At 65.6% G+C, this 22,643-nt stretch carries 16 protein-coding genes and 2 pseudogenes; 9 read left to right on the forward strand and 9 right to left on the reverse strand.

Features of this window, described 5'->3' with window-relative positions; genetic code table 11:
* Nucleotide 1: 1 nt before the first annotated feature.
* Entirely contained in the window at nt 2–748 is a 747-nt protein-coding gene (locus ABNP31_RS14800; RefSeq protein WP_085616981.1) for an SDR family oxidoreductase, read from the reverse strand.
* Nucleotides 749–824: 76 nt separating this feature from the next.
* On the reverse strand, nt 825–1,841 hold the full coding sequence (locus ABNP31_RS14805; RefSeq protein ID WP_085665622.1) for an FAD:protein FMN transferase: 1,017 nt from the start codon (nt 1,839–1,841) through the stop codon (nt 825–827).
* A gap of 251 nt (nt 1,842–2,092) precedes the next feature.
* Between ABNP31_RS14805 and rsxC the strand changes: the two genes are divergently transcribed.
* Both rsxC and ABNP31_RS14815 read left to right on the forward strand, forming a co-directional pair.
* Nucleotides 2,093–3,493 carry an electron transport complex subunit RsxC gene (gene rsxC, locus ABNP31_RS14810; RefSeq protein WP_085665623.1) on the forward strand — a complete coding sequence of 467 codons (1,401 nt, stop codon included), beginning with the start codon at nt 2,093–2,095 and terminating at the stop codon, nt 3,491–3,493.
* Nucleotides 3,490–4,440 (forward strand): RnfABCDGE type electron transport complex subunit D, encoded by a 951-nt coding sequence (locus ABNP31_RS14815; protein WP_238066445.1) that lies wholly within the window; start codon nt 3,490–3,492, stop codon nt 4,438–4,440. The genes rsxC and ABNP31_RS14815 overlap by 4 nt, the downstream gene beginning before the upstream one ends.
* A gap of 47 nt (nt 4,441–4,487) precedes the next feature.
* On the opposite strand, the gene ABNP31_RS14820 is transcribed toward ABNP31_RS14815, so the two are convergent.
* The 5 genes from ABNP31_RS14820 to ABNP31_RS14840 all read right to left on the reverse strand — a co-directional run bounded on the left by ABNP31_RS14820 (nt 4,488) and on the right by ABNP31_RS14840 (nt 10,011).
* Nucleotides 4,488–6,023 (reverse strand): DHA2 family efflux MFS transporter permease subunit, encoded by a 1,536-nt coding sequence (locus ABNP31_RS14820; protein WP_025338877.1) that lies wholly within the window; start codon nt 6,021–6,023, stop codon nt 4,488–4,490.
* Complete coding sequence (locus tag ABNP31_RS14825; RefSeq protein WP_025338876.1) at nt 6,020–7,213, reverse strand: HlyD family efflux transporter periplasmic adaptor subunit; 1,194 nt, start codon at nt 7,211–7,213, stop codon at nt 6,020–6,022. Before ABNP31_RS14825 ends, ABNP31_RS14820 begins: the two co-directional genes overlap by 4 nt.
* 30 nt (nt 7,214–7,243) lie before the next feature.
* Nucleotides 7,244–7,717 (reverse strand): MarR family winged helix-turn-helix transcriptional regulator, encoded by a 474-nt coding sequence (locus ABNP31_RS14830; RefSeq protein WP_025338875.1) that lies wholly within the window; start codon nt 7,715–7,717, stop codon nt 7,244–7,246.
* Between the two features lie 245 nt (nt 7,718–7,962).
* A complete protein-coding gene (locus ABNP31_RS14835) occupies nt 7,963–8,598 on the reverse strand; it encodes a response regulator transcription factor (RefSeq protein WP_061305020.1) in 636 nt (211 codons plus the stop codon).
* A gap of 6 nt (nt 8,599–8,604) precedes the next feature.
* Nucleotides 8,605–10,011, reverse strand: a complete 1,407-nt coding sequence (locus ABNP31_RS14840; RefSeq protein WP_085616989.1) for a sensor histidine kinase — start codon at nt 10,009–10,011, stop codon at nt 8,605–8,607.
* Between the two features lie 195 nt (nt 10,012–10,206).
* Here ABNP31_RS14840 and ABNP31_RS14845 point away from each other — a divergent pair, with 195 nt between their 5' ends.
* The 3 genes from ABNP31_RS14845 to ABNP31_RS14855 all read left to right on the forward strand — a co-directional run bounded on the left by ABNP31_RS14845 (nt 10,207) and on the right by ABNP31_RS14855 (nt 15,011).
* Nucleotides 10,207–11,829: an acyl-CoA synthetase gene (locus ABNP31_RS14845; protein ID WP_238066446.1), complete on the forward strand. Its 1,623-nt coding sequence runs from the start codon at nt 10,207–10,209 to the stop codon at nt 11,827–11,829.
* A 135-nt stretch (nt 11,830–11,964) separates the two neighbouring features.
* Nucleotides 11,965–13,734: an acyl-CoA dehydrogenase C-terminal domain-containing protein gene (locus tag ABNP31_RS14850; RefSeq protein WP_238066447.1), complete on the forward strand. Its 1,770-nt coding sequence runs from the start codon at nt 11,965–11,967 to the stop codon at nt 13,732–13,734.
* A gap of 269 nt (nt 13,735–14,003) precedes the next feature.
* Complete coding sequence (locus ABNP31_RS14855; protein ID WP_075045017.1) at nt 14,004–15,011, forward strand: FecR family protein; 1,008 nt, start codon at nt 14,004–14,006, stop codon at nt 15,009–15,011.
* Between the two features lie 13 nt (nt 15,012–15,024).
* On the opposite strand, the gene ABNP31_RS14860 is transcribed toward ABNP31_RS14855, so the two are convergent.
* On the reverse strand, nt 15,025–16,344 hold the full coding sequence (locus ABNP31_RS14860) for a Na+/H+ antiporter family protein (protein ID WP_085616997.1): 1,320 nt from the start codon (nt 16,342–16,344) through the stop codon (nt 15,025–15,027).
* A 518-nt stretch (nt 16,345–16,862) separates the two neighbouring features.
* On the opposite strand from ABNP31_RS14860, the pseudogene ABNP31_RS26230 reads away from it, so the two are divergent.
* Nucleotides 16,863–17,780, forward strand: a pseudogene (locus tag ABNP31_RS26230) (PDC sensor domain-containing protein); the annotation flags it as partial.
* A gap of 393 nt (nt 17,781–18,173) precedes the next feature.
* A pseudogene (locus tag ABNP31_RS26235) lies at nt 18,174–18,686 on the forward strand (methyl-accepting chemotaxis protein); the annotation flags it as partial.
* A 32-nt stretch (nt 18,687–18,718) separates the two neighbouring features.
* Here ABNP31_RS26235 and ABNP31_RS14870 read toward each other — a convergent pair.
* On the reverse strand, nt 18,719–20,614 hold the full coding sequence (locus tag ABNP31_RS14870) for a S8 family peptidase (protein WP_085665626.1): 1,896 nt from the start codon (nt 20,612–20,614) through the stop codon (nt 18,719–18,721).
* Between the two features lie 164 nt (nt 20,615–20,778).
* Between ABNP31_RS14870 and ABNP31_RS14875 the strand changes: the two genes are divergently transcribed.
* A complete protein-coding gene (locus tag ABNP31_RS14875; protein WP_085665627.1) occupies nt 20,779–21,795 on the forward strand; it encodes an ABC transporter substrate-binding protein in 1,017 nt (338 codons plus the stop codon).
* Nucleotides 21,792–22,640, forward strand: a complete 849-nt coding sequence (locus tag ABNP31_RS14880) for an ABC transporter permease (RefSeq protein WP_013972953.1) — start codon at nt 21,792–21,794, stop codon at nt 22,638–22,640. Before ABNP31_RS14875 ends, ABNP31_RS14880 begins: the two co-directional genes overlap by 4 nt.
* Nucleotides 22,641–22,643 lie beyond the last annotated feature (3 nt).

Consider the following 22,643-nt stretch of genomic DNA (forward strand, 5'->3'; position numbering starts at 1 on the left):
CTCAGCGCCCGCCGCCCAGGTCGATGAAGCTGCCGGTGGAGTACGAGGCTTTGTCCGAGAGCAGCCAGAGGATGGCCTCGGCCACTTCCTCGGGGCGCCCGCCGCGGCCCATGGGCAAGCCGGGCTCGAGCTTGCTGACCCGGTCGGGGTCGCCCGACAGCGCGTGGAACCCGGTATGGATGTAGCCTGGCCGCACACCATTTACCCGCACGCCCTCGCCTGCCACTTCCTTTGCCAGGCCAATGGTGAAGGTGTCGAGGGCGCCCTTGGAAGCGGCATAGTCCACGTATTCGTTGGGCGAGCCCAGGCGTGCGGCCACCGACGACACGTTGACGATGGCCCCGCCCTGCCCGCCGTACCTGCGGGCCATGCGCTTCAGTGCGTGCTTGGCGCAGAGCATGGGGCCGACGACGTTGGTCTTCATGACCTTGAGCAGGCGGAATTCGGACATGTCCTCGACCCGGCTTTGCTGGCCGATGGTGCCTGCGTTGTTGACCAGTGCGGTAACCGGGCCGAGTTCTTCGTCCACGCGCTGGAACAGCTGGATGACTTCATCCTCGACACTGGCGTCGGCGCGCACGGTGATGGCCTTGGCGCCCAGGGCGCGGACCTGGCCGAGGATGTCCTCGGCGGCCTGGTCGTCGGCGTGGTAGTTGATGCAGATGCGGTAGCCCTGGCGGGCGGCCAGCAGCGCCGTGGCGGCGCCGATGCCGCGGCTGGCACCGGTGATGACGATGACTTTCTCCATGGATCTGCCAATCGTTTGGAAAGGGAGCATCGACAATAGGGGAAAAGGCTGCGCGTGGGAATGACCTTTCCTGCTGCTACTGCCTGGGCGTGCCCTGCTGGGGAAACAACGTCTCGAATCGCGGCGTCGCCCGCGCAACGAAACCCAGCCCCTGGTGCATGATGAAATAGGCAGCGATTTCATGCCGCTCGGCGAAGGCATAGCCTTCCTCCGGGCCGAGCACCATCAACAATGTATCGAGGGCATCGGCACGCAGCACCGAAGGGTCGACCACCGACACTGCCGCCAGCGCGTGCTTGACCGGCCTGCCGACACGGGGGTCGAAGGTGTGCGAGTAGCGCTGGCCACCTTCCTCGAAATAGTTGCGGTAATCACCGGCGGTGGCAACGCCGTAGCCATCCAGGGCGATGGCGCGCTCCACTTGCTGCTCGCCCCCGCCACTCGGTACCTCGAGGGCGATGCGCCAGGGCGAGCCATCCGGCTTGCGGCCGACGCCCTTGAGTTCACCGGTGATCTCGACCAGATAGGCCTGGATACCCAGGGCCGCAAGCCGGTCACCCACCCGATCCACTGCATAACCGGCGAGCATGCTGTCGAAATCCAGCTGCGCCGCCACATCCTTGCACAGCTTTTCTCCATCCAGGTGCAAGTGCTGCAGCCCTACCCGGGCCTGCTCCCGTGCCAGTGCGCTGGCGTCCGGCACCTGCCTGCCGCGTGACTGCGGGCCGAAGCCCCAGAGGTTCATCAATGGCAAGACCGTCAGGTCGAAAGCACCGCCACTCTCGCGGAACAGGGACACACCGTACACCAGCAAATGCTGCATCTCTTCCGGCACCGCCTGACAGGCGCCGGCCGGCAGAGCGTTGAAGCGGGCAACCACGGAATCGCCGCGCCAGTTGGAAAACTGCTTGTCGAGCGCCTCGAGAATCACCTCGACGTCGGCCTTTACCTGCTGCGCGCCGGGCGCCTGCGCGGTGGGTACGTACTGGATCGAATACGTGCTGCCCATGGTCGGCCCGCCAAAGCGTTCGATCCTTTCGCCGCAGCCATACAGCAATGTCACCAGCATCACCAGCAGGCTTGCGCGCATCATTCGACACCTCGCCGATTCTGGCCGCCCGTTCGCGGCGCAGGTTATTTCACCAGAATTGCGAGATGGCAATTGGCCTACCGTTCATCAGCAAACCTGGTCAAAAACCGAACAAAATCCTCATTGAGCACTCTGATCTGCGCGGGTGATCAATCATCCCCCCTCCCTTTCCGCTTAACGTCCCGGAAGTTACAAAACCATCATGTGCATAAGCGCATAGGGGCGTTCTTTGCCCAAAAATTGGAGGACAGTAAATGTCTAGCCATTCGTTGCAGAGCGTCGAACGCCTGCAGAGCCGCATCCGCGCCCAGCGTCAGCCGCAACAGAAAACTTTCTGGCGCCGTCTGCTGGCCATCGCCTCATCCTCTCAGCGTAGTTGGCATGGAGGGATCGAGCTCAGGGGATACAAGGAACTATCCAACGCCACCCCGGTTGCCCCCGTCGCAATCGGAAAAATCCAGCTGGCGATCCCCCTCGGGCGGGGTCGGCGGTTTGTCCAGCCTTGCGTGCAGCCGGGGCAGCATGTGCGCAAGGGCGAAGTGATCGGTATTGGCGACAACACCACCGCCTGGGTGCATGCCAGTACCTCCGGCATCGTGGAACGGATCGATCACGTCTTCGCGGCCGACTCGGCCGAGCCGGTCATGGCCGTCATCCTGAACGCAGATGGCCTGGATGAGTGGCTCGAACGCCCGGCGCCGGGCCTGCCGCAAACGCCAGAGGCGCTGGTCGAGCGCGCATTGCAGATGGGCATAGTCGGCCTTGGTGGTGCGGGTTTCCCGACTGCCCTCAAGCTGGCCGGCGCACAGCAGCCCGATCTGCTGCTGATCAACGGCGCCGAATGCGAGCCCTTCCTTACCTGCGATGACCGCCTCATGCGTGAGAATGCCGAAGCGTTGATCGAGGCCGCCGACTATGTCGCCGCGCTGCTGGGAATAACGACTACCCGTTTCGGCATCGAAACCAACAAGCCGGAGGCGATGGCCACGTTACGTGCCGCCGCTCGCCAGGCGCGCACCCGGGTCGAGATTTGTCCACTTCCGGAGCGTTACCCGGCAGGTGGGCAGCCGTTGATGATCAAGAGCCTCAGTGGCCGCAACCTGGCCCCGGGGAGCCGCCCCGCCGATATCGGCGTGCTGGCGCTGAATGTCGCAACCCTCTACGCACTGGGCCGGGCCGTCTTTCAGGGCGAACCACTGACCAGCCGCGTGCTGACCCTGACCGGTGACTGCGAGCGCCCGGGCAATGTGCGGGTGCCGGTGGGCTACCCGGTCAGCGAACTGCGCGCGATTGCTGGCGCGTCCTCCACTGGGCAGCTGACCCAGGTCGGCGGCCCGATGATGGGGCAGCCGCTACCGGACGCCAACGCCTTCGTCAGCAAGACCAGCAGCTGCCTGATATTCGGCGCCGAGCGCTACCTGCCGGCTGCTCGCCCCGCCAGCAGTTGCATTCGCTGCACGCGCTGCGTGGATGTCTGCCCGATGTCGCTGCGGCCGCTGGACCTCTACGCTGCCGCCGAACGCCTGGACAAGGCCAGCCTGCAAGAGCTGCGCCTGGACGCCTGCATCGAATGCGGCAGCTGCAGCAGCATCTGCCCGAGCAATATCCCGCTGCGCGAACGCTTCCGCCAGAGCAAGACGGAGGTACGCGCATGAGCCTGATACGCCACCCCATCCCGCAACGACTGCGCACGGTGATGCTGCTGGTCGTCCTGTGCCTGCTGCCGGGCACCGTCCTCTATGCCTGGCAATTCGGTGTCGTGGTCTGGTTGCAGGCCTTCTGGTGCGTGCTGTTCGCCCTGGGCTTCGAAGCCGCCCTGCTGCGCCTGCGCGGGCATGACGTACGCAAGGGTTTGAGCGACCTCAGCTGGCTGGTGCTGGGCCTGATACTGGCTCGGGCATTGCCGCTGATGGTGCCGTTGTGGATGATCGCCCTGGCCAGCTTTGCCGCTCTGGCACTGTGCAAGCACGCCAGTGGAGGCCTTGGACGCAACCGCCTCAACCCTGCGATGGTTGGCCTGGGGGTGGTTGCCATCTGCTTCTACCAGCAGTTGTACCCCGCGCCATCGAACCATGCCCCCTGGACCGCAGCCCTCGACGCCAAGGCGGTTCTGCTGCAACAGCTACAGTTGGCGCCACGACTGGATCTCGATGCGTTCGCCGGCGCCACTCAACTGGCGCAGAACGAGTTCACCCATGTCACCCACAACCTGTCGGGGTACGGCTACATTGCCGGCGGTTTGCTGCTGGCTTTGCTGCGGGTGATCCGCATCGAGATTCCGCTGGCGATGCTCGCGAGCACGGTATTGCTGTGCATGGCCGCCGGCCACAGCCTGCAGGAAGCCGTGTACAACCTCAGCCTCGGCGGCTACCTCTTCACCGCCTTCTTCATCGCCACCGATCCGGTCACCAGCCCCGATACCCGGGCCGGTCGCATCCTCTTCGGCGTGACCGTCGGCACGCTGACCGAGCTGATCCGCGAGTTCGGGCTTTACGCCGATGGCCTCTGCTTCGCCGTGCTGGCCGGCAACCTGCTGGTGCCGCAAATCGACCGGTTGGTGCTGCGCATGCAGCGGCCCTGGTACGCAGCAGCGAGTGCCTGACATGGCATTTGGCAAGGGCAAGAGCCTGGGCCTTGTTCTGGCCCGGCTCAATGCCCTGCCGACGCCGGCCCCGCCTTGGCGGTAAAGGGCGGTTTGGCGAACCACACCAGCAGGATCAACCCGGCAAACACCCAGGTCATCAGGGTGAAGTAGTCCACCGTCGACATCATGTACGCCTGCCCGTTGAGTATCTGCTCCAGCTGCGCATAGCTCTGCGGGCTGGCCCCGCCCAGCTGCTCCAGGGTATGCCGCGTGGCCGGGTCGAACTGGCTGATGTGCTCGCTCAGGTAGGCATGGTGCTGGTCCGCCCGGCGAATCCAGATCCAGGTGGTCAGCGACGCCGCGAAACTGCCGCCCAAGGTACGCAGGAAAGTCGCCAGGCCCGAGCCATCGGCTATCTGCTGCGGTGGCAGGTCGGACAGCAGGATGCTCAAGGTCGGCATGAAGAACAGCGCCACGCCAATGCCCATGAACAGCTGCACCAGCGCCACATGCTGGAAGTCCACCTCGCTGGTGAACCCGGCACGCATGTAGCAGCTGCTGCCGATCGCCAGGAACGCCAGCCCGGCCAGCACACGCAGGTCGAAGCGGTGCGCGTACTTGCCCACGAACGGCGACATGAGCACCGGCAACAGGCCGATCGGCGCCACCGCCAGGCCGGCCCAGGTAGCGGTATAGCCCATCTGCGTCTGCAGCCACTGCGGCAGGATCAGGTTGATGCCGAAGAACCCGGCATAGCCCCCTACCAGCACGATGGTGCCGACGCGGAAGTTGCGGTGCGCGAACAGGCGCAGGTTGACCACCGGGTGACGGTCGGTCAGTTCCCAGATCACGAACACCGCCAGGAACACCAGCGAGATCAGGCTGCCGACAATGATGAACGACGACTCGAACCAGTCCAGGTCATTGCCTTTGTCCAGCACCACCTGCAAGGCGCCAACGCCGATGACCAGCGTCAGCAGGCCGATGTAGTCCATCGGCTGGCGGCTGGTGACCACCGGCCGGGTGCGCATCTGCTGGCGCACCACGGCGGCGGCGAACAGGCCGATGGGCACGTTGATGAAGAAGATCCACGGCCAGCTGTAGCTGTCGGTGATCCAGCCCCCGAGAATCGGCCCGGCAATCGGCGCCACCACCGTTACCATCGCCAGCAGCGCCAGGGCCATGCCGCGCTTGGCCGGCGGATAGACGGCGATCAGCAAGGTCTGGGTCATCGGGTACAACGGCCCGGCCACCACGCCCTGCAACACGCGAAAACCGACCAGTTCCGGCATCGACTGGGCAATACCGCACAGGAACGAGGCCAGCACGAACAGCAGCGTGGCCCAGATGAACAGCTTCACCTCGCCGAACCGCCGGCTGAGCCAGCCGGTCAGCGGCAAGGCGATGGCGTTGCTCACCGCGAACGAAGTGATGACCCAGGTGCCCTGCTCGTAGCTCACCCCCAGGTTGCCGGAAATGGTCGGCAAGGCCACGTTGGCGATGGTGGTGTCGAGCACCTGCATGAACGTCGCCAGTGACAGGCCGATGGTGGTCAGCAGCAGGCTCGGTGGCGTGAACTGGGCAGCAGCGTTGTTGCTCATCGCTGGGCCGTCTTGCCGGTTGCGCTGTTTTCGTGGATCAGCCGGGCGATCAGGTTGTCGGCTTCGACCAGCTGGCGGTCATACACCTGGGTGGTGTAGCTGGCCTGCTGCGGTGGCTGCTGGGCCAGGGCCGGGCCGCTCTGGTCGTGCAGGTCGACCTCGACCACGGTGGACAGGCCGATACGCAGCGGGTGGTCCTTGAGCTGGTCGGGGCTGAGGTGGATGCGCACCGGCACGCGCTGGACGATCTTGATCCAGTTACCGGTGGCATTCTGCGCCGGCAACAGGGCGAAGGCGCTGCCGGTGCCGGCGCCAAGGCTGTCGACCGTGCCGCTGTACCTGACCTCGCTGCCGTACAGGTCGGCGCTGATCTGCACCGGCTGGCCGATACGCATGTCGCGCAGCTGGGTTTCCTTGAAGTTGGCGTCGATCCACACCTGGTCCAGCGGGATCACCGCCATGGTCGCGGTGCCCGGTTGCAGGCGCTGGCCAAGCTGCACGGTACGCTTGGCGACGTAGCCGGTGACCGGTGCCACCAGGGTGGTGCGGGCATGGTCGAGGTAGGCCTGGCGCAGGTCGGCGGCGGCGGCCATCACCTCGGGGTGCGAGGACACTACGGTATCGTCGACCAGCGCGCTGCTGGTGCTGAGCTGCTGGCGCGCACTGTTGACGGCGGCCTCGGCCACGCTCAGGTCATCGCGGGCATGGGACAATTCTTCTGCGGCAATCGCACCGCTGTCGGCCAGCACCTTGCGCCGGTTGAAGTCCTGCCGGGCCTTGCGCAGCTCGGCCTGGCGGGTTTCCAGCTGCGCCTTGAGCGCGTCGACGTTGCTGTACAACCCGCGCACCTGGCGCACGCTGCGCGCCAGTTTGGCTTCGGCGGACTGCAAGGCCACCTGGCTGTCGGCCGGGTCGAATTGCAGCAATACCTGGCCGGCGTGGACCAGGTCGCCGTCATCGGCACCGATGCTGGTGACGGTGCCGGTGACCAGCGGGGTGATCTCTACCACGTTGCCGTTGACGTAGGCATCGTCGGTGCTTTCGTGCCAGCGCCCGACCAGGCTGTACCAGGCCCAGGCACCGACGCCGGCAAGGATCAGCAGCAACACCAGGCCAAGCAGCCAGGCCTTGCGCTTGCGCGACGGTTCGGGCGCGGCGGAGGGAGTCGGGGTGTCTGCGGGAGTGGCCATGACAATACCTTGGAAAATTCGTGACAGGGTTCAACGATCGCCGAAGCGGCGGATCGTCAACGGGTCGCCGGCAGCGAGCAGGACCTTGGCCAGCAGGCCTTCCAGGGTCTCGAGCTCTTCGGCTGCCAGTGCGCCGCACAACTCGTTCATGGCCGCCGCGCCGATTTCCGGCAGGCGGTCAGCCAGGCGCTGGCCATCGGCGGTAAGGGCCAGGCGCACCTGGCGACGGTCGTCGGCGCAGCGGTTGCGCACGATCAGCTCCTTCTGCTCGAGGCGGTCGAGCATGCGGGTCATCGACCCGCTGTCCAGGCCCAGGTAGCGGCACAGCTCGGCCGGGGTGTCCACCTGGTACTGGGTGACGATGATCAGCACCTTGAACTGCGCGGCGGTGACGCCTTCGGATTCGAGGTGCCAGTCGAGAATGCGGTCCTTGAGGATCGCCGCGCGGCCAAGCAGCATGCCGATGGCGCAGGTCTGGAAGTTTTCGGGGGAGAAATGGGCCATCGGAGGCTGCTCGGGTAATTGTGTAAAAATATTACTGCCTAGGCAGTGAATATTAAAGCTTTGATTAGGTTGCTATGGAAAATTTCATGATTTCTGCCCCTTGCGCTGCCCCTGTAGGAGCGGCCTTGTGTCGCGATGGGCCGCAAAGCGGCCCCGGCAATTTCTGCTGGGGCACAAAACCTGGGGCCGCTTCGCGCCCCATCGCGACACAAGGCCGCTCCTACAGGGCCATGCGTCAAGGCCTGCTACGGTGTTCGCAGGCCCAGTGCCTCCACCGCCCCGCAGGCTATGGCCATGCCCACCAACTCCGCCAGGCTATCGGCCTGCAACCGCTTCATCACCCGCCCCCGGTACAGGTCCACCGTCTTCACGCTCACCCCCAGCCGCTCGGCAATCTCGCGGTTGCTCAACCCTTGGGCCAACGGCACGAACACGTCGCGCTCGCGCGGGGTCAGGCCGTCGATGCGCGCCTGCACCCGGGCCAGCGCCTGGTCGTCCTGGCGTGCCCGCCCGGCGCTCTCCAGCGCAGCCTGTACGCTGTCGAGCAGCAACTGGTCGTTGTAGGGCTTTTCGATGAAGTCGCAGGCGCCGGCCTTGAATGCCCGCACCACGATCGGCACATCGGCATGGCCGCTGACGAAGATCACCGGCAACCCCAGGCCACGCTCGCGCATCGCCTGCTGCACCGCCAACCCGCCCAGCCCAGGCATGCGCACATCCAGCAGCACACAGGCCGGCCCATCGTCGACGCAGGCGTCGAGAAACGCCTGCCCGCCGGCGAACGGCAAGGCCTGCAAGCCCACCGACTGCAGCAGCCACACCGTCGAGTCGCGCATACCCTGGTCGTCATCGACCACATACACTTTCGCCTGCACCGCCATCTCCCCTTATCCCCTGCTGACCGCCAGGCGGCAGCACAGTACCAGACCGCCATTGTCACCGGCTCGCGCCCACAGGCTGCCGCCAAAGCCCTCGATCAGGCTGCGGCTCATGCTCAGGCCAAGGCCCAGGCCATCGGCCTTGCTGGTGGTGAACGGCGTGAAGATTTCATCCAGGCGCTCGGGCGCCACACCCGGGCCCTGGTCGGCCACCTCGACCAGCACGCCATCGCCATCGCGCGCGGCGCCCAGCAGGATACGTGACGGCCGCTCGCCATGCTGCTCGCGGTTGGCATCGATGGCGTTGCGCAGCAGGTTCAACAGCACCTGCTCCAGCAGTACCCGGTCGGCATACACCAAGGGCAACTGCGCACTCATGCGCAGCTCGACCACCACCTGGTCACGCGCGGCCTCCCAGGCGCACAGACGCATGGCTTCGCCGGCCACCTCGGCCACGTCCAGCGCCTGCAGGCGGCGTGGCCCTTTGCGCAGGAAGGCGCGCAGGCGGCGGATCACTTCGGCGGCATGGGTGGCCTGTTCGCTGATGCGCTGCAGGCCCTGCCCCACCCGCTCGCGGGCCTGCGGGTCGCGCTCCAGGCCCTGCAGGTAGCGCTGGCTGGCGTTGGCATAGTTGACCACTGCGGCCAACGGCTGGTTGATCTCGTGGGCAATGCCCGAAGCCAGCTCGCCCAAGGTGGCCAAGCGGGCACTGTGCGCCAGGCTTTCCTGGGCTTCGATGCGCAGGGTGATGTCGCGGGACACGCTGACCACCTCCACCACCGCGCCGGTGTAGGTTTCGCGGATGGCCCGGCTGGCGATCTCGAACCAGCGGTAGCCGCCTGCAGCCTGGCGCACCCGGCAGGTCATGGTGTGGTAGCCGTCCTGATCCAGGGCGGCGGCGGCCTGGCGCAGCACCTGGCGGCGCTCGCGCGGGTGCAGCAGGGTATGCACGGCCATGCCGCGCAGCTGCTCGGGCCACAGGCCAAGCAGGCGGAATGCCGCCGGCGAGGCATCGAGGAAGCGGCCATCGGGGCTGTGCCGGGAGATCAGGTCGGTGGTGTTCTCGATGATCAGCCGGTACAGGCGCCGGGCGCGGCTGGCCTCGCGTGCGCCATGGCGCTCGTCGCTGGCGTCGCGGCAACGCGCCAGCACCTGCTGGCCCTGGTCGTCAGGGATGAAGCTCCACAGCACGATGCGTTCGCCGACCTGCACCTCGACATCGGCGATCGCCCGGCGCTGGCGCAGGCAGGCGCGCACCAGGGCGGCGCAGTTGCCCGGCAGCCAGCTGGCCAGTGCCGGGCCCTCATCGACCCAGGCCTGCAGCGCCGGGTTGAGTGCCAGCGGCCTGGCGTCGCCGGCCAGCATCAGGCTGGGTTGCGGGTCCTTGGCGAGCAAGGGATAGGCAGTGTTGTCCACGGTAGGCGGCTCGTTGTTATAGTAGTTTTACTATATTGCTATAGTCGATATTCCTAATACCATAGCGACTCGCGTAAAACTGCGACAAGGGCGAGCGGCCCACCGTCCGCCTCCCTGCACCCTGAACAGAGCTAACAATCAGCCACCGGGGGTCAAGCGCACAGGTTGTGCCTGCCTCCCCTACAGGATTACCGCATGTCGATCTATGCCCAGGGCCTGATGCCCGCTGCCGTCAACCATGTCGCCCTCACCCCGCTGAGTTTCATCGAACGCACCGCTGCCGTATACGGCAACTACCCGGCGGTGATCCACGGTGCCATCCGCCGCAACTGGCAGCAGACCTACCAACGCTGCCGACGCCTGGCCAGCGCCCTGATGGGCCGGGGTATCGGCCGTGGCGACACCGTGGCGGTGATGTTGCCCAATATTCCGGCCATGCTCGAAGCCCATTTTGGCGTGCCCATGACCGGCGCCGTGCTCAATACCCTGAACGTACGCCTGGACGCCGAGGCCATCGCCTTCATGCTGCAGCATGGCGAGGCCAAGGTGCTGATCACCGACCGCGAGTTCCACAGCGTCATCGAGGCGGCCCTGGCCTTGCTCGAGCACCCGCCATTGGTGGTAGATGTGGATGACCCGGAGTACGGCGAAGGCCGTGCGGTCAGCGAACTGGATTATGAGGCGTTCCTCGCCGAAGGCGACCCGGACTTTGCCTGGGAATGGCCCGATGACGAGTGGCAGGCGATCTCGCTCAACTACACCTCCGGCACCACCGGCAACCCCAAGGGCGTGGTCTACCACCACCGTGGCGCTTACCTGAACGCCCTGGGCAACCAGATGGTCTGGGGCATGGGCCATCGCCCGGTGTACCTGTGGACCCTGCCGATGTTCCACTGCAACGGCTGGTGCTACCCATGGACCATCACCGCGCTGGCCGGCACCCATGTGTTCCTGCGCCGGGTCGACCCGCAGAAGATCCTGACCCTGATCCGCGAGCACCGGGTCAGCCACCTGTGCGGCGCGCCGATCGTGCTCAACGCCCTGGTCAACATGCCCGAGGCGGCCAAGGCGGCCATCGAGCACCCGGTGCAGGCCATGGTCGCCGGCGCCGCGCCACCTGCCAAGGTCATCGGCGCCGTGGAAGAGATGGGCATACAGGTCACCCACACCTACGGCCTGACCGAAGTCTACGGCCCGGTGACCGTGTGTGCCTGGCATGACGAATGGGATGAACTGTCGCTGGAAGAGCGCGCACGGATCAAGTCCCGCCAGGGCGTGCGCTACCCGACCCTCGACGGCCTGATGGTCGCCGACCCGCAAACCCTCGAGCCGGTGCCGCGCGACGGCGACACCCTGGGCGAGATCTTCATGCGCGGCAACACGGTGATGAAGGGCTACCTGAAGAACCCGGAGGCCACCGTCGAAGCCTTCCGTGGCGGCTGGTTCCACACCGGTGACCTGGCCGTGTGGCACGCCGACGGCTATGTCGAGATCAAGGACCGGCTCAAGGACATCATCATTTCCGGTGGCGAGAACATCTCCACCATCGAGGTCGAGGACGCCCTGTACAGGCATCCGGCGGTGCTGGAAGCCGCGGTGGTAGCGCGCCCGGATGAAAAATGGGGGGAAACCCCGTGCGCCTTCGTTACCCTCAAGCCGGGCCGCGAAGACACCCGCGAAGCCGACATCACCAGCTGGTGCCGCGAGCACCTGGCCGGGTTCAAGGTGCCGAAGACCGTGGTGTTCGGCGAACTGCCCAAGACCTCCACCGGCAAGATCCAGAAGTACGTGCTGCGCGACCGGGCCAAAGCCCTCTGATCCAGTGGTGGCCTCTTCGCGGGTAAACCCGCTCCCACAGGTACAGCAATGTGCTCAGGTTTGGCGCGATCCCTGTGGGAGCGGGTTTACCCGCGAAGAGGCCAGCCCAGATTTCCCACTTTTCAAGAGCTACCGATGACCACCTACACAGCCCCCCTGCGCGACATGCGCTTCGTCCTGCATGATGTGTTCAACGCCCCGGCCCTGTGGGCCCGCCTGCCTGCCCTGGCCGAGCGCATCGACGCCGATACCGCCGATGCCATCCTCGAGGAAGCAGCCAAAGTCACCGGCCAGCTGATTGCCCCGCTCAGCCGCAACGGTGACGAGCAAGGCGTGCGCTTTGCCGCAGGCGAAGTCACCACCCCTGACGGCTTCCGCGAGGCCTGGCACACCTACCGCGAAGGCGGTTGGGTCGGCCTGGGCGGCAACCCCGAACATGGCGGCATGGGCATGCCGAAAATGCTCGGTGTGCTGTTCGAAGAAATGCTCTACGCCGCCGATTGCAGCTTCAGCCTGTATTCGGCGTTGAGCGCCGGCAGTTGCCTGGCGATCGATGCCCACGCCAGCGAAACGCTCAAGGCCACCTACCTGCCGCCCCTGTACGAAGGCCGCTGGGCCGGCACCATGTGCCTCACCGAACCCCATGCCGGCACCGACCTGGGGCTGATCCGCAGCCGCGCCGAGCCCCAGGCCGACGGCAGCTATCGCATCAGCGGCAGCAAGATCTTCATCACCGGCGGCGAACAGGACCTGACCGAGAACATCGTCCACCTGGTGCTGGCCAAGCTGCCGGATGCACCCACCGGCGCCAAGGGCATCTCGCTGTTCCTGGTGCCCAAGTACCTGGTCGAGGCCGATGGCCGCCTGGGCGCGCGCAACGCCGCCCATTGCGGCTCGGTCGAACACAAGATGGGCATCAAGGCCTCGGCCACCTGCGTGATGAACTTCGATGGTGCCGTCGGCTACCTGGTGGGCGAACCGAACAAGGGCCTGGCGGCGATGTTCACCATGATGAACTACGAGCGCCTGTCCATCGGCATCCAGGGCATCGGCTGTGCCGAGGCGTCCTACCAGAGCGCCGCCCGCTACGCCAACGAGCGCCTGCAAAGCCGCGCCGCCAGCGGCCCGCAGGCACAGGACAAGGCTGCCGACCCGATCATCCACCACGGCGATGTGCGGCGCATGCTGCTGACCATGCGCACCCTCACCGAAGGTGGGCGGGCGTTTGCCGCCTACGTCGGTCAGCAGCTGGACCTGGCGCGCTACGCCGAAGACGCCGGCGAGCGCGAGCATGCGCAGCGCCTGGTGGCGCTGCTGACACCGGTGGCCAAGGCGTTCTTCACCGACAACGGCCTGGAAAGCTGCGTGCTCGGCCAGCAGGTGTATGGCGGCCATGGCTATATCCGCGAATGGGGCCAGGAGCAGCGGGTGCGCGACGTGCGCATCGCGCAGATCTATGAAGGCACCAACGGCATCCAGGCCCTCGACCTGCTCGGGCGCAAGGTGCTGGCCGACGGTGGCCAGGCGCTGGCCAGCTTTGCCGCCGAGGTGCGGGCCTTCAGCGTGGATGCGCCGCTGCACCGTGAAGCCCTGCAAGCGAGCCTGGCGCGGCTGGAGGCCACCAGCGCCTGGCTGCGGGGGCGGGCCGGCGAGGATGCCAACCTGGTCAGCGCGGTGGCGGTGGAATATTTGCAGCTGTTCGGGCTGACTGCGTATGCCTACATGTGGGCGCGGATGGCGGCGGTGGCATTGGTCAGGCGTGACGAGGATGCCGCGTTTCATGGGGCCAAGCTTGCGTGTGCGGAGTTCTTCTTCCAGCGGGTCTTGCCGCGGGGGTTGGGGCTGGAGGCCAGTATCCGGGCGGGTAGTGGCAGCCTGTATGGTTTGGAGGCGGCGCAGTTCTGAGAGGCCGTGGGGGCGCTTTGCGCCCCATCGCGACACAAGGCCGCTCCTACAGGGGAACGCGATTCCATGTAGGAGCGGCCTTGTGTCGCGATGGGCTGCAAGGCAGCCCCAACGATTTCAGCCATTGTTTTACCTGCGCGAAGGGTTCTCAAACGCTGGAAAACCATCACCAATCCGACGAAAACCGGCACAACTGATAGTCATTCGCCATTACCTCGGTTCTCGGGAGCCCTCCAGCAAGGGTAGAATGCGCAAAACCCGGAGCCGCAATGAACCACGACCGCCTCAATCCCAGCCCAGACGATGCCATCACCGACGCCGCCGCGCACTGGTGCATGCGCCTGCACGCCGAAGATTGCACGGCGGGCGAGCGCGAGGCGTTCGCCCGCTGGCTGGCGGCCGACCCGCGGCATGCCGAGGAATACCAGGCGATGCTGGAAATCTGGCAAACCGCCGACCTGCTGCCGCGCAATGCCACTGTCATCGACTTCAACCCGCCCGTGCAACAGGCCGCGCGCCCGCGCAACTGGCGGCCGCTGGCATCCGCTGCCGCGATCGCCCTGGCGGTGCTGCCGCTGGCCGGCTGGGTGGGCTGGGAGCAAGGCTGGCTGCCCAACCACTATCAGCACTTCGAAGCCGGCGCGCACATGCAGACCGTGCAGCTGAGCGACGGCAGCACGGTGCAGCTCAACCTCAACACCGAGCTCACCTACCTCAACTACAAGGACCAACGCCAGGTCACGCTCAAGCGTGGCGAGGCGTTCTTCAAGGTGCAGCACGACAGCAGCCACCCGTTCATCGTGCATGCCGGTCGCGGCCAGACCCGCGTCACCGGCACCCAGTTCAACGTGTGGAAGTACCAGGAGCAGGTCAAGGTCACCCTGGTGGAGGGTTCGGTACTGGTATCCAGCGACGGCAGCGCCGGTGGCTACCGCCTGGGCCCGGGGATGCAGGCCAGCTATCACAAGGGCGACTTCGAGCCGCAACTGGAGCAGAGCGACGACTACGGCAACAGCCTGGCCTGGCGCGACGGCAAGCTGGTGCTCGACAACCTGAGCCTGGAACAGGCCCTGCCGATTATCAACCGCTACCTCGACGCACCGCTGTTGCTGGCCGACGCCAGCACCGGCCGCATCCGCATCAGTGGCATCTACAACACCCGTGAGGTGGGGCGCCTGGTCAACAACCTGCCCAAGGTGCTGCCGGTCTACCTGACCCGCAGCAAGGACGGCAGCACCGTGCTCAACCGCATCTCGCCGCCGCCCGACAAGGGCTGACGCCCTCCCCGTCTTACAGTGTCATCGCCGCCAACCAGCCGAACGCCAGCAGTGGCAGGTTGTAGTGGATGAAGGTGGGCACCACGGTGTCCCAGATATGGTGGTGCTGGCCATCCACGTTCAAGCCCGAGGTCGGGCCCAGGGTCGAGTCCGAGGCAGGCGAGCCGGCGTCGCCCAAGGCACCGGCGGTACCAACGATGCACACGGTGGCCAGCGGGTCGAAGCCCAACTGCACGCACAGCGGCACGAAGATCGCGGCCAGGATCGGCACGGTGGAGAACGACGAGCCGATGCCCATGGTCACCAGCAGGCCCACCAGCAGCATCAGCAAGGCACCGATGCCCTTGCTGTGGTCGATCCACTGCGCCGAGGTTTCCACCAGGCTCTTCACCTCACCGGTGGCCTTCATCACGTCGGCAAAGCCCGAGGCGGCAATCATGATGAAGCCGATCATGGCCATCATCTTCATGCCTTCGGTGAACAGGTCGTCGGTGTCCTTCCAGCGCACGATGCCCGACAGCGAGAAGATCAGGAAGCCGACCATGGCGCCGATGATCATCGAGTCCAGCCACAACTGGACGATGAACGCCGAGGCAATCGCCAGCCCGGCCACCAGCAGGGTCAGCGGGTTGTACTGCACGCTCACCTGCTCTACCTGCTCGATGCGCGCCAGGTCGTAGTCACGCTTCTTGCGGTAACTGATGAATACCGCCAGCAACAGGCCTGCCAGCATGCCGGCTGCCGGAATGGCCATGGCGTGGGTGACATTCACGCCACTCACGTCGACACCCGCGCGGGCAACGTTGGCCAGCAGGATTTCGTTGAGGAAGATGTTGCCAAAGCCCACTGGCAGGAACATGTACGGGGTGATCAGGCCGAAGGTGATCACGCAGGCGATGAGCCGGCGGTCGATGCGCAGGCGGGTCAGCACGTACAGCAGCGGCGGCACCAGCAAGGGGATGAAGGCGATGTGGATAGGCAGGATGTTCTGCGACGACACGGCCACCACCAGCATCAGGCCGACCAGCAACCATTTGACCTTGCCGCCATTGGCATGGCCCTGGCGGTCGATCATGGCCAGGGCGCGGTCGGCCAGGGCATGGGCCAGGCCGGACTTGGCGATGGCCACGGCAAAGGCGCCCAGCAGTGCATAGGACAGGGCCACCGTGGCCCCGCCGCCGAGGCCGCCATTGAAGGCCTTGAGCGTACCCTCGATACCCAGACCGCCCACCAGCCCACCGGCCAGGGCCCCGATGATCAGGGCGATGACCACGTGCACGCGGGACAGGCTGAGTATCAGCATGATGCCGACCGCGGCGATCACTGCATTCATGGTTGGCTTACCTCATTGCGACAGAAAAAAAGCGCGCACTCTGAAGCAGTGGGCAGCAGATGTCAAAAGCGCCATGTTGCGGCGGATTACCAACGCCTCGCGCGGCCTGCGGATTAAATTGAACGTTTGAATAAAGAAAAGCCCGCGCCAGCCGACACATTCGTCAGCCACACTCTTATTACAAGGGACCCACCCCCATGCCTTTGCGACAACTTTCCATCCAGTGGAAGATCACCCTGCTCGCCGGTCTCTGCCTGGCCGGCATCGTCACCCTGCTCGTCGGCCTGTCGCTGTACCGCATGGACCACAGCTCGGACCTGGTCAAGGCCAGCAGCATGCAGATGCTGACCGAGTCGGCGCAGTCGCGCATCGAGTCGCAGGGCGAGGTGCAGGCGCTGAACATCCGCCGCCAGTTCATGGACGCCTACCAGTACGGCGCCGGTTTCGCCCGCCAGGTGCTGTTCCTGCGCGAGCAGGCGGAAAAGCGCTTTCTCGATGCCTTCGACCTGCGCGAGGACATGACCCGCCAGGTGCGCGCCGCCCTGCAGGCCAACCCTGAGCTGCTCGGCCTGTCGCTGGTGTTCGAGCCCAACGCCCTGGACAACAAGGACAGCCTGTTCGCCGGCAAGGCGGAACTGGGCAGCAACGAAACCGGGCGCTTCGCCCTGTACTGGTCGCAGCCGCGTGTCGGTCAGCTGACGGCCATGGCCCTTCCCGAGCATGACATGGCCAACACCGAGATCGGCCCCAGCGGCCAGCCAGCCAATACCTGGTGGGTGTGCCCGCGCACATCCGGCAAGGTGTGCGTGGTGGAGCCCTACTTCTACGACATCGATGGCCAGCAGGTGCTGATGACCAGCATCGTCTTCCCGCTGGCAGTCGACGGCAAGGTGATCGCCACCCTGTCCATCGACATCAACCTCAACAGCCTGCAGGCCCTGAGCCAGGAGGCCAGCCGCAGCCTGTACGAAGGCCGCACCACGGTCGGCATCCTCAGCCCGGTCGGCCTGCTGGCCGGCTACAGCGCCGACGCCAGCAAGCTGGCCCAGCGCTTCGACCAGGTCGATACCGCCAAAGGTGCCGAACTGGTGCGCAAGCTGGCTGACGGCAAGATGACCATCGTGCACGACCAGCAGCGCCTGAAAGTACTGGCCGCGTTCCGGCCGATTCCGGATGCCCAGCCCTGGGGCGTGCTGCTGGATGTGCCGGAAAACGCCCTGACCGGGCCGGCCGAAGCGCTGAAACAGGAACTGGACGCGCTGAACACCAGCGGCACCCTGCTGGAGCTTGGTCTGGGCCTGGCGGCGGCGATTGCCGGCCTGCTGATGGTGTGGCTGATGGCCCGCGGCGTTACCCGGCCGATCCTCGGCGTGGCAAGCATGCTCAAGGACATCGCCAGCGGCGAAGGTGACCTGACCCGCCGCCTGACCTACCAGAAGCAGGACGAACTGGGCGAACTGGCCGGGTGGTTCAACCGCTTCCTCGACAAGCTGCAGCCGACCATCGCCGAGGTCAAACGCTCGGTGCAGGCCGCCCGTGGCACCGCCGACCAGTCTTCGGCAATTGCCACCCAGACCAGCGCCGGCATGGAGCAGCAGTACCGCCAGGTCGACCAGGTGGCCACTGCCTCGCACGAGATGAGTGCCACTGCCCAGGACGTCGCCCGCAGCGCCGCCCAGGCCGCGCAGGCCGCCCGCGACGCCGACCAGGCCACCCGCGAAGGCCTGGCGGTGATCGACCGCACCACCCACAGCATCGATGCCCTGGCCGCCGACATGAGCAACGCCATGGCCGAGGTGGAGGGCCTGGCGCAGAACAGCGAGAAGATCGGTTCGGTGCTGGAAGTGATCCGCTCGATCGCCGAGCAGACCAACCTGCTGGCGCTCAATGCCGCCATCGAGGCGGCCCGTGCCGGTGAAGCCGGCCGTGGCTTTGCCGTGGTCGCGGACGAGGTGCGCAACCTGGCCCAGCGTACCCAGGAATCGGTGGAGGAAACTCGCCAGGTGATCGAGGCTTTGCAGAACGGCACCCGCGAAGTGGTCGGGGCCATGGACAACAGCCACCGCCAGGCCCAGGGCGGTGTGCAGCAGGTTGGCCAGGCCGTCACCGCGCTGCAGCGCATCGGCCAGGCAGTGACGGTGATCACCGACATGAACCTGCAGATCGCCTCGGCCGCCGAGGAGCAGAGCGCAGTGGCCGAGGAAATCAACAGCAACGTGGCAACCATCCGTGATGTCACCGAATCGCTGTCGGGGCAGGCCAACGAGTCGGCGCGCGTAAGCCAGTCGCTGAACAGCCTGGCCAACCAGCAACAGGCGCTGATGGACCAGTTCCGCGTGTGAATGGATCAGGGCCGGCAGCTGCCGGCCCTGGCTCAGGCCGCGAACCTGCCACCGCCGAGGATGCGGTCCAGCAGCACCAGCGCGCCATGCACATTGGGCCTGGCGCCCATCGGCAGCACATCGGTACCGGGTAATGTGGCGTCGTGATACCCGGACGCCATGACCAGCTGATGCATCTGGTTGCCATTGAGATAGACGTGGTGCTGCTCCATTGCGTAGGACTGGATCAGGCTCAGTGTGCCGCACACCATCGGCGTAGCGCTGGAGGTGCCAGCGTAGCGGTCTGTGTAGTCCCTGTCCTCACCAGACAGGTCCTGCAAATCCCCATAGGAAAGCGTGACGACGCTGTCGCCCCAGGCATTGAGCATGCGGTAACGGTAATGGTGGTTGGAGTAGGCGTGGGGCTTGCCGTCATACGAGTGACTGGCGCCCACCAGGATGGCACCTGAATCGCCATGGTCATCGAAGTAGCGCCAATTGGTCAGGTCTACGCCCTGCCCTTCGTGGGTTTGTCGTTCTGCAAGGGTTTTGCTGCTGCCATTGGCCGCGGCATTGACCACCACTGCACCACGCTGGCTCAACTGCTGCATGACTGTCCACCAAGCCTTGTAGTGCAAGGACGGCAGCATCGTGCTAGACACCTCGATATTTGCAGTCTGGCGATTGATGCCGACGATGTCCCCGGGTTCTACATTGCGCAGCAACTCCGTGAGCGCCTGGAAACCGCCCTGGGCGTCTGTCGCGCGGTTGTTGTACAGGTATAGCTCGCTGTCATGGCTGATCCCTGTAGCGCCGACCCCGTTGCGCCTTGCCAGAATGATACCCACTGAAGCAGTGCCATGACGCGGATCATCGTTTGGCTCGAGCGACACGACGCTCAAGGCCGTGTTGCCACGCAGGTCTTCATGTCCAGCATGCAAACCACCGTCGCTGAAGTGAATCCGCGCGCCCTTGCCCGTCACCTTGTTGGCCCAGGCCTTGCGCACATTCAGGCCCTTCCAGCGGGGGCCGGGTTCGTCGAGGTAGTTCTGGCGTGGCTCGAAGTCGGGCGTGGGTTGAGCATTTTCATAAGCCCTGTTGCCTGCCACCACTGCAGTACCTGTCAGCAGGGTTGCCAACAGCCCCGCCAGCACGAATGCGGCGGGGTGTGGTTCCGAAGGGGCCGGCGCCATCTGCATGGATGTTACGTAATCCAGCGCGGCCATCGACTTGAGCAATGCCAGATAGGTGTCATTGAGCATGCTGGCAGGCTGGTCGAGGTAATAGTACTGGCGTAACGCATGAAGCCGGTTATCGTCCAGATCATGTTTATCCAGGACCGGCCTGGGCGCGATCACCGACTTCAGGTTCGGCCAGTAACGCGACAGGGCAGAGCCGGAAGCAGGCTCCAGGTCTCGAAGGAAGTGCTCGTAACCCCCGGCACTGAACTCGATGACCAGGGTCGGGTACGAAGTGCCTGGTGCCAATAGGGGCAGCGCGTGTTCGGCCACCTCCGCGCCCGCCAGCGCCCGCTTGCGACGCCCGCCAGCAGAAGGCAACGGGACCTTGTCGAGGACGCTGCGGTTGATCTCCTCGGCCTTGATGTCGAGTACCAGCGGCGGCATGTGGATGACACCGGCCCCTCCGACAGGCAGGTTCATCGCCCGCGCATGCTCGTCCTGCAGTACCACCCTTGGTCGGATGGTATAGACCCCTGCTTCCTCCTCGGCGAGCAGTGTGGCTGGGCAACCGTGGTCACTCAGTTTGCCGGTGTGGGCCCGGGAATAGGCCGAAATCCCTCTGAACGACACCGGGCCATCGGGGCCAGCCCGCTCCAGTTCGTAGCGAATGCGGCTGACCTTGTGCAGGTCTGCGCCACTGCAACGAACGTGCAGCTTTCCATCAAAACGGAAGTTGCGGTAATAGACGAAATTCAAGTCCAGTGTCATCAGGAATACCTCGCAAAATGTGCTTGCCAAACGGCGCTGGGCACCTTTGCAAACCGCCGCCCCCGCTGGCATCAGGAGCCCGTTCCCTGCCGCCGTCGGCACCGAGCGGGAGGGGTCGTCTACACTTGCCCGCAGCTACCCCACGGCAACCGACGAGGGCCCTGATGAAGAGAATTCCAACGTTGCTGGCCGGCCTGCTGCTCGCCGTCGGCCTGGCCAGCACCGACAGCGCCGCCTCGGCAGAGCGCAGCGAGCCCATCCGCTTTGGCGCCATCGGCTGGGAAAGCGGCGCCCTCACCACCGAGATCCTGCGGCTGATCGTGGAGCGTGGCTACGGCTACACCACCGACACCCTGCCAGGCAGCACCGTCAGCATGGAAGTGGCCCTGGCGCGCAATGACCTGCAGGTAATCGCCGAGGAATGGGCCGGGCGCAGCCCTGCCTGGGTCAAGGCAGAAAAGGCCGGCCAGGTGTTCGCACTGGGCGACACGGTCAAGAACGCCGAAGAAGGCTGGTGGGTGCCGGCCTACGTGATCGAGGGCGATGCGGCACGCAAGCTGAAACCCGTGGCGCCGGAATTGCGCAGCGTCGAGGACCTCAAGCGTTACCCGCAGGTGTTCCGCGACCCCGAGTCACCCGGCAAAGGGCGTTTTCTGAATAGCCCCAGCGGCTGGACATCCGAAACCGTCAACAGCCAGAAACTCAAGGCCTACGGGCTGAATGATCTCTATACCAACTTCCGCAGTGGCTCCGGGGCTGCAATGGATGCCGAAATCGGCTCAGCCATCCGCCGTGGCCAGCCGGTGCTGTTCTACTACTGGAACCCGACCCCTTTGATGGGGCGTTACAAGCTCATACGCCTGCAGGAGCCGCCGTTCGATGCCCAGGCCTGGGCCACCCTCACCGATGCCGGCAACCCCAAGCCCAAGGGCAGCAGCTCGCTGCCGGCCAAGTTGTCGATTGGCGTATCCAAGGCCTTTCGCGAGGGCTACCCGGAGCTGGTGAGCGTGTTCGAGCGGGTCGACCTGCCCATCGACCGACTGAACAAGGCACTGGCCGACATGAGCGAAAAGCGCACGCCGGCCCGCGACGCTGCCCTCACCTTCCTGCGCGATAACCGCGAGGTGTGGAAAGCCTGGTTGCCTGCGGACATTGCCACCAAGGTCGAGGGCAGCCTGTGAGCGGCGGCTTCCCCGAAGCCCTGCAATTCTCCTTTGCCGACAGCGTCAACCGCCTGGTCGACTGGCTGGTGCTGCATTACGGCGATCACCTGCGCAGCGTCTCGGACCAGTTGCTGCAACTGCTGGTCGGCCTGGAAACCCTGCTGCGCCTGCTGCCGTGGTGGCTGCTGCTGTTGCTGATCGGCCTGCTTGCCTGGCATGCCAGCCGCAGCGTGCTGCGCAGCGCGGTACTGGTGGCGCTGCTGGCCCTGATCGGCATGCTCGGGTTGTGGGACAAACTGCTGCAGACCATGGCGTTGGTGCTGGTCAGTACCGGCCTCTGCGTGCTGGTGGGCGTGCCGCTGGGCATCCTGCTGGCTGCCCGGCCGCTGGCGAAGCGGTTGCTGTTGCCGGTACTGGATGTGATGCAGACCTTGCCGGCCTTCGTTTACCTGATCCCGGTGCTGATGCTGTTCGGCCTGGGCAAGGTGCCCGCCGTGTTCGCCACGCTGATCTATGCCCTGCCACCGCTGGTGCGGCTGACCGAACTGGGCCTGAGCCAGATCGACCCTTCGCTGCTGCAAGCCGCCCATGGCCTGGGGGCCAGCCGCTGGCAGCGGTTGCGGCGCATCGCCCTGCCGCTGGCGCTGCCGAGCATCATGGCCGGGCTCAACCAGTCGGTGATGATGGCCCTGTCGATGGTGGTGGTGGCTTCGATGATTGGCGCCCGCGGGCTGGGCGAGGACGTGCTGTCGGGGATCCAGACCCTGAATGTCGGCCAAGGCGTCGAGGCCGGGCTGGCGATCGTCGCCCTGGCCATGGTGATCGACCGGATCAGCCAGGCTTATGGGCGTGGTGGGCGTTGAGCA

The organism is Pseudomonas asiatica, from assembly GCF_040214835.1.
Classification (GTDB): domain Bacteria; phylum Pseudomonadota; class Gammaproteobacteria; order Pseudomonadales; family Pseudomonadaceae; genus Aquipseudomonas; species Aquipseudomonas putida_Z.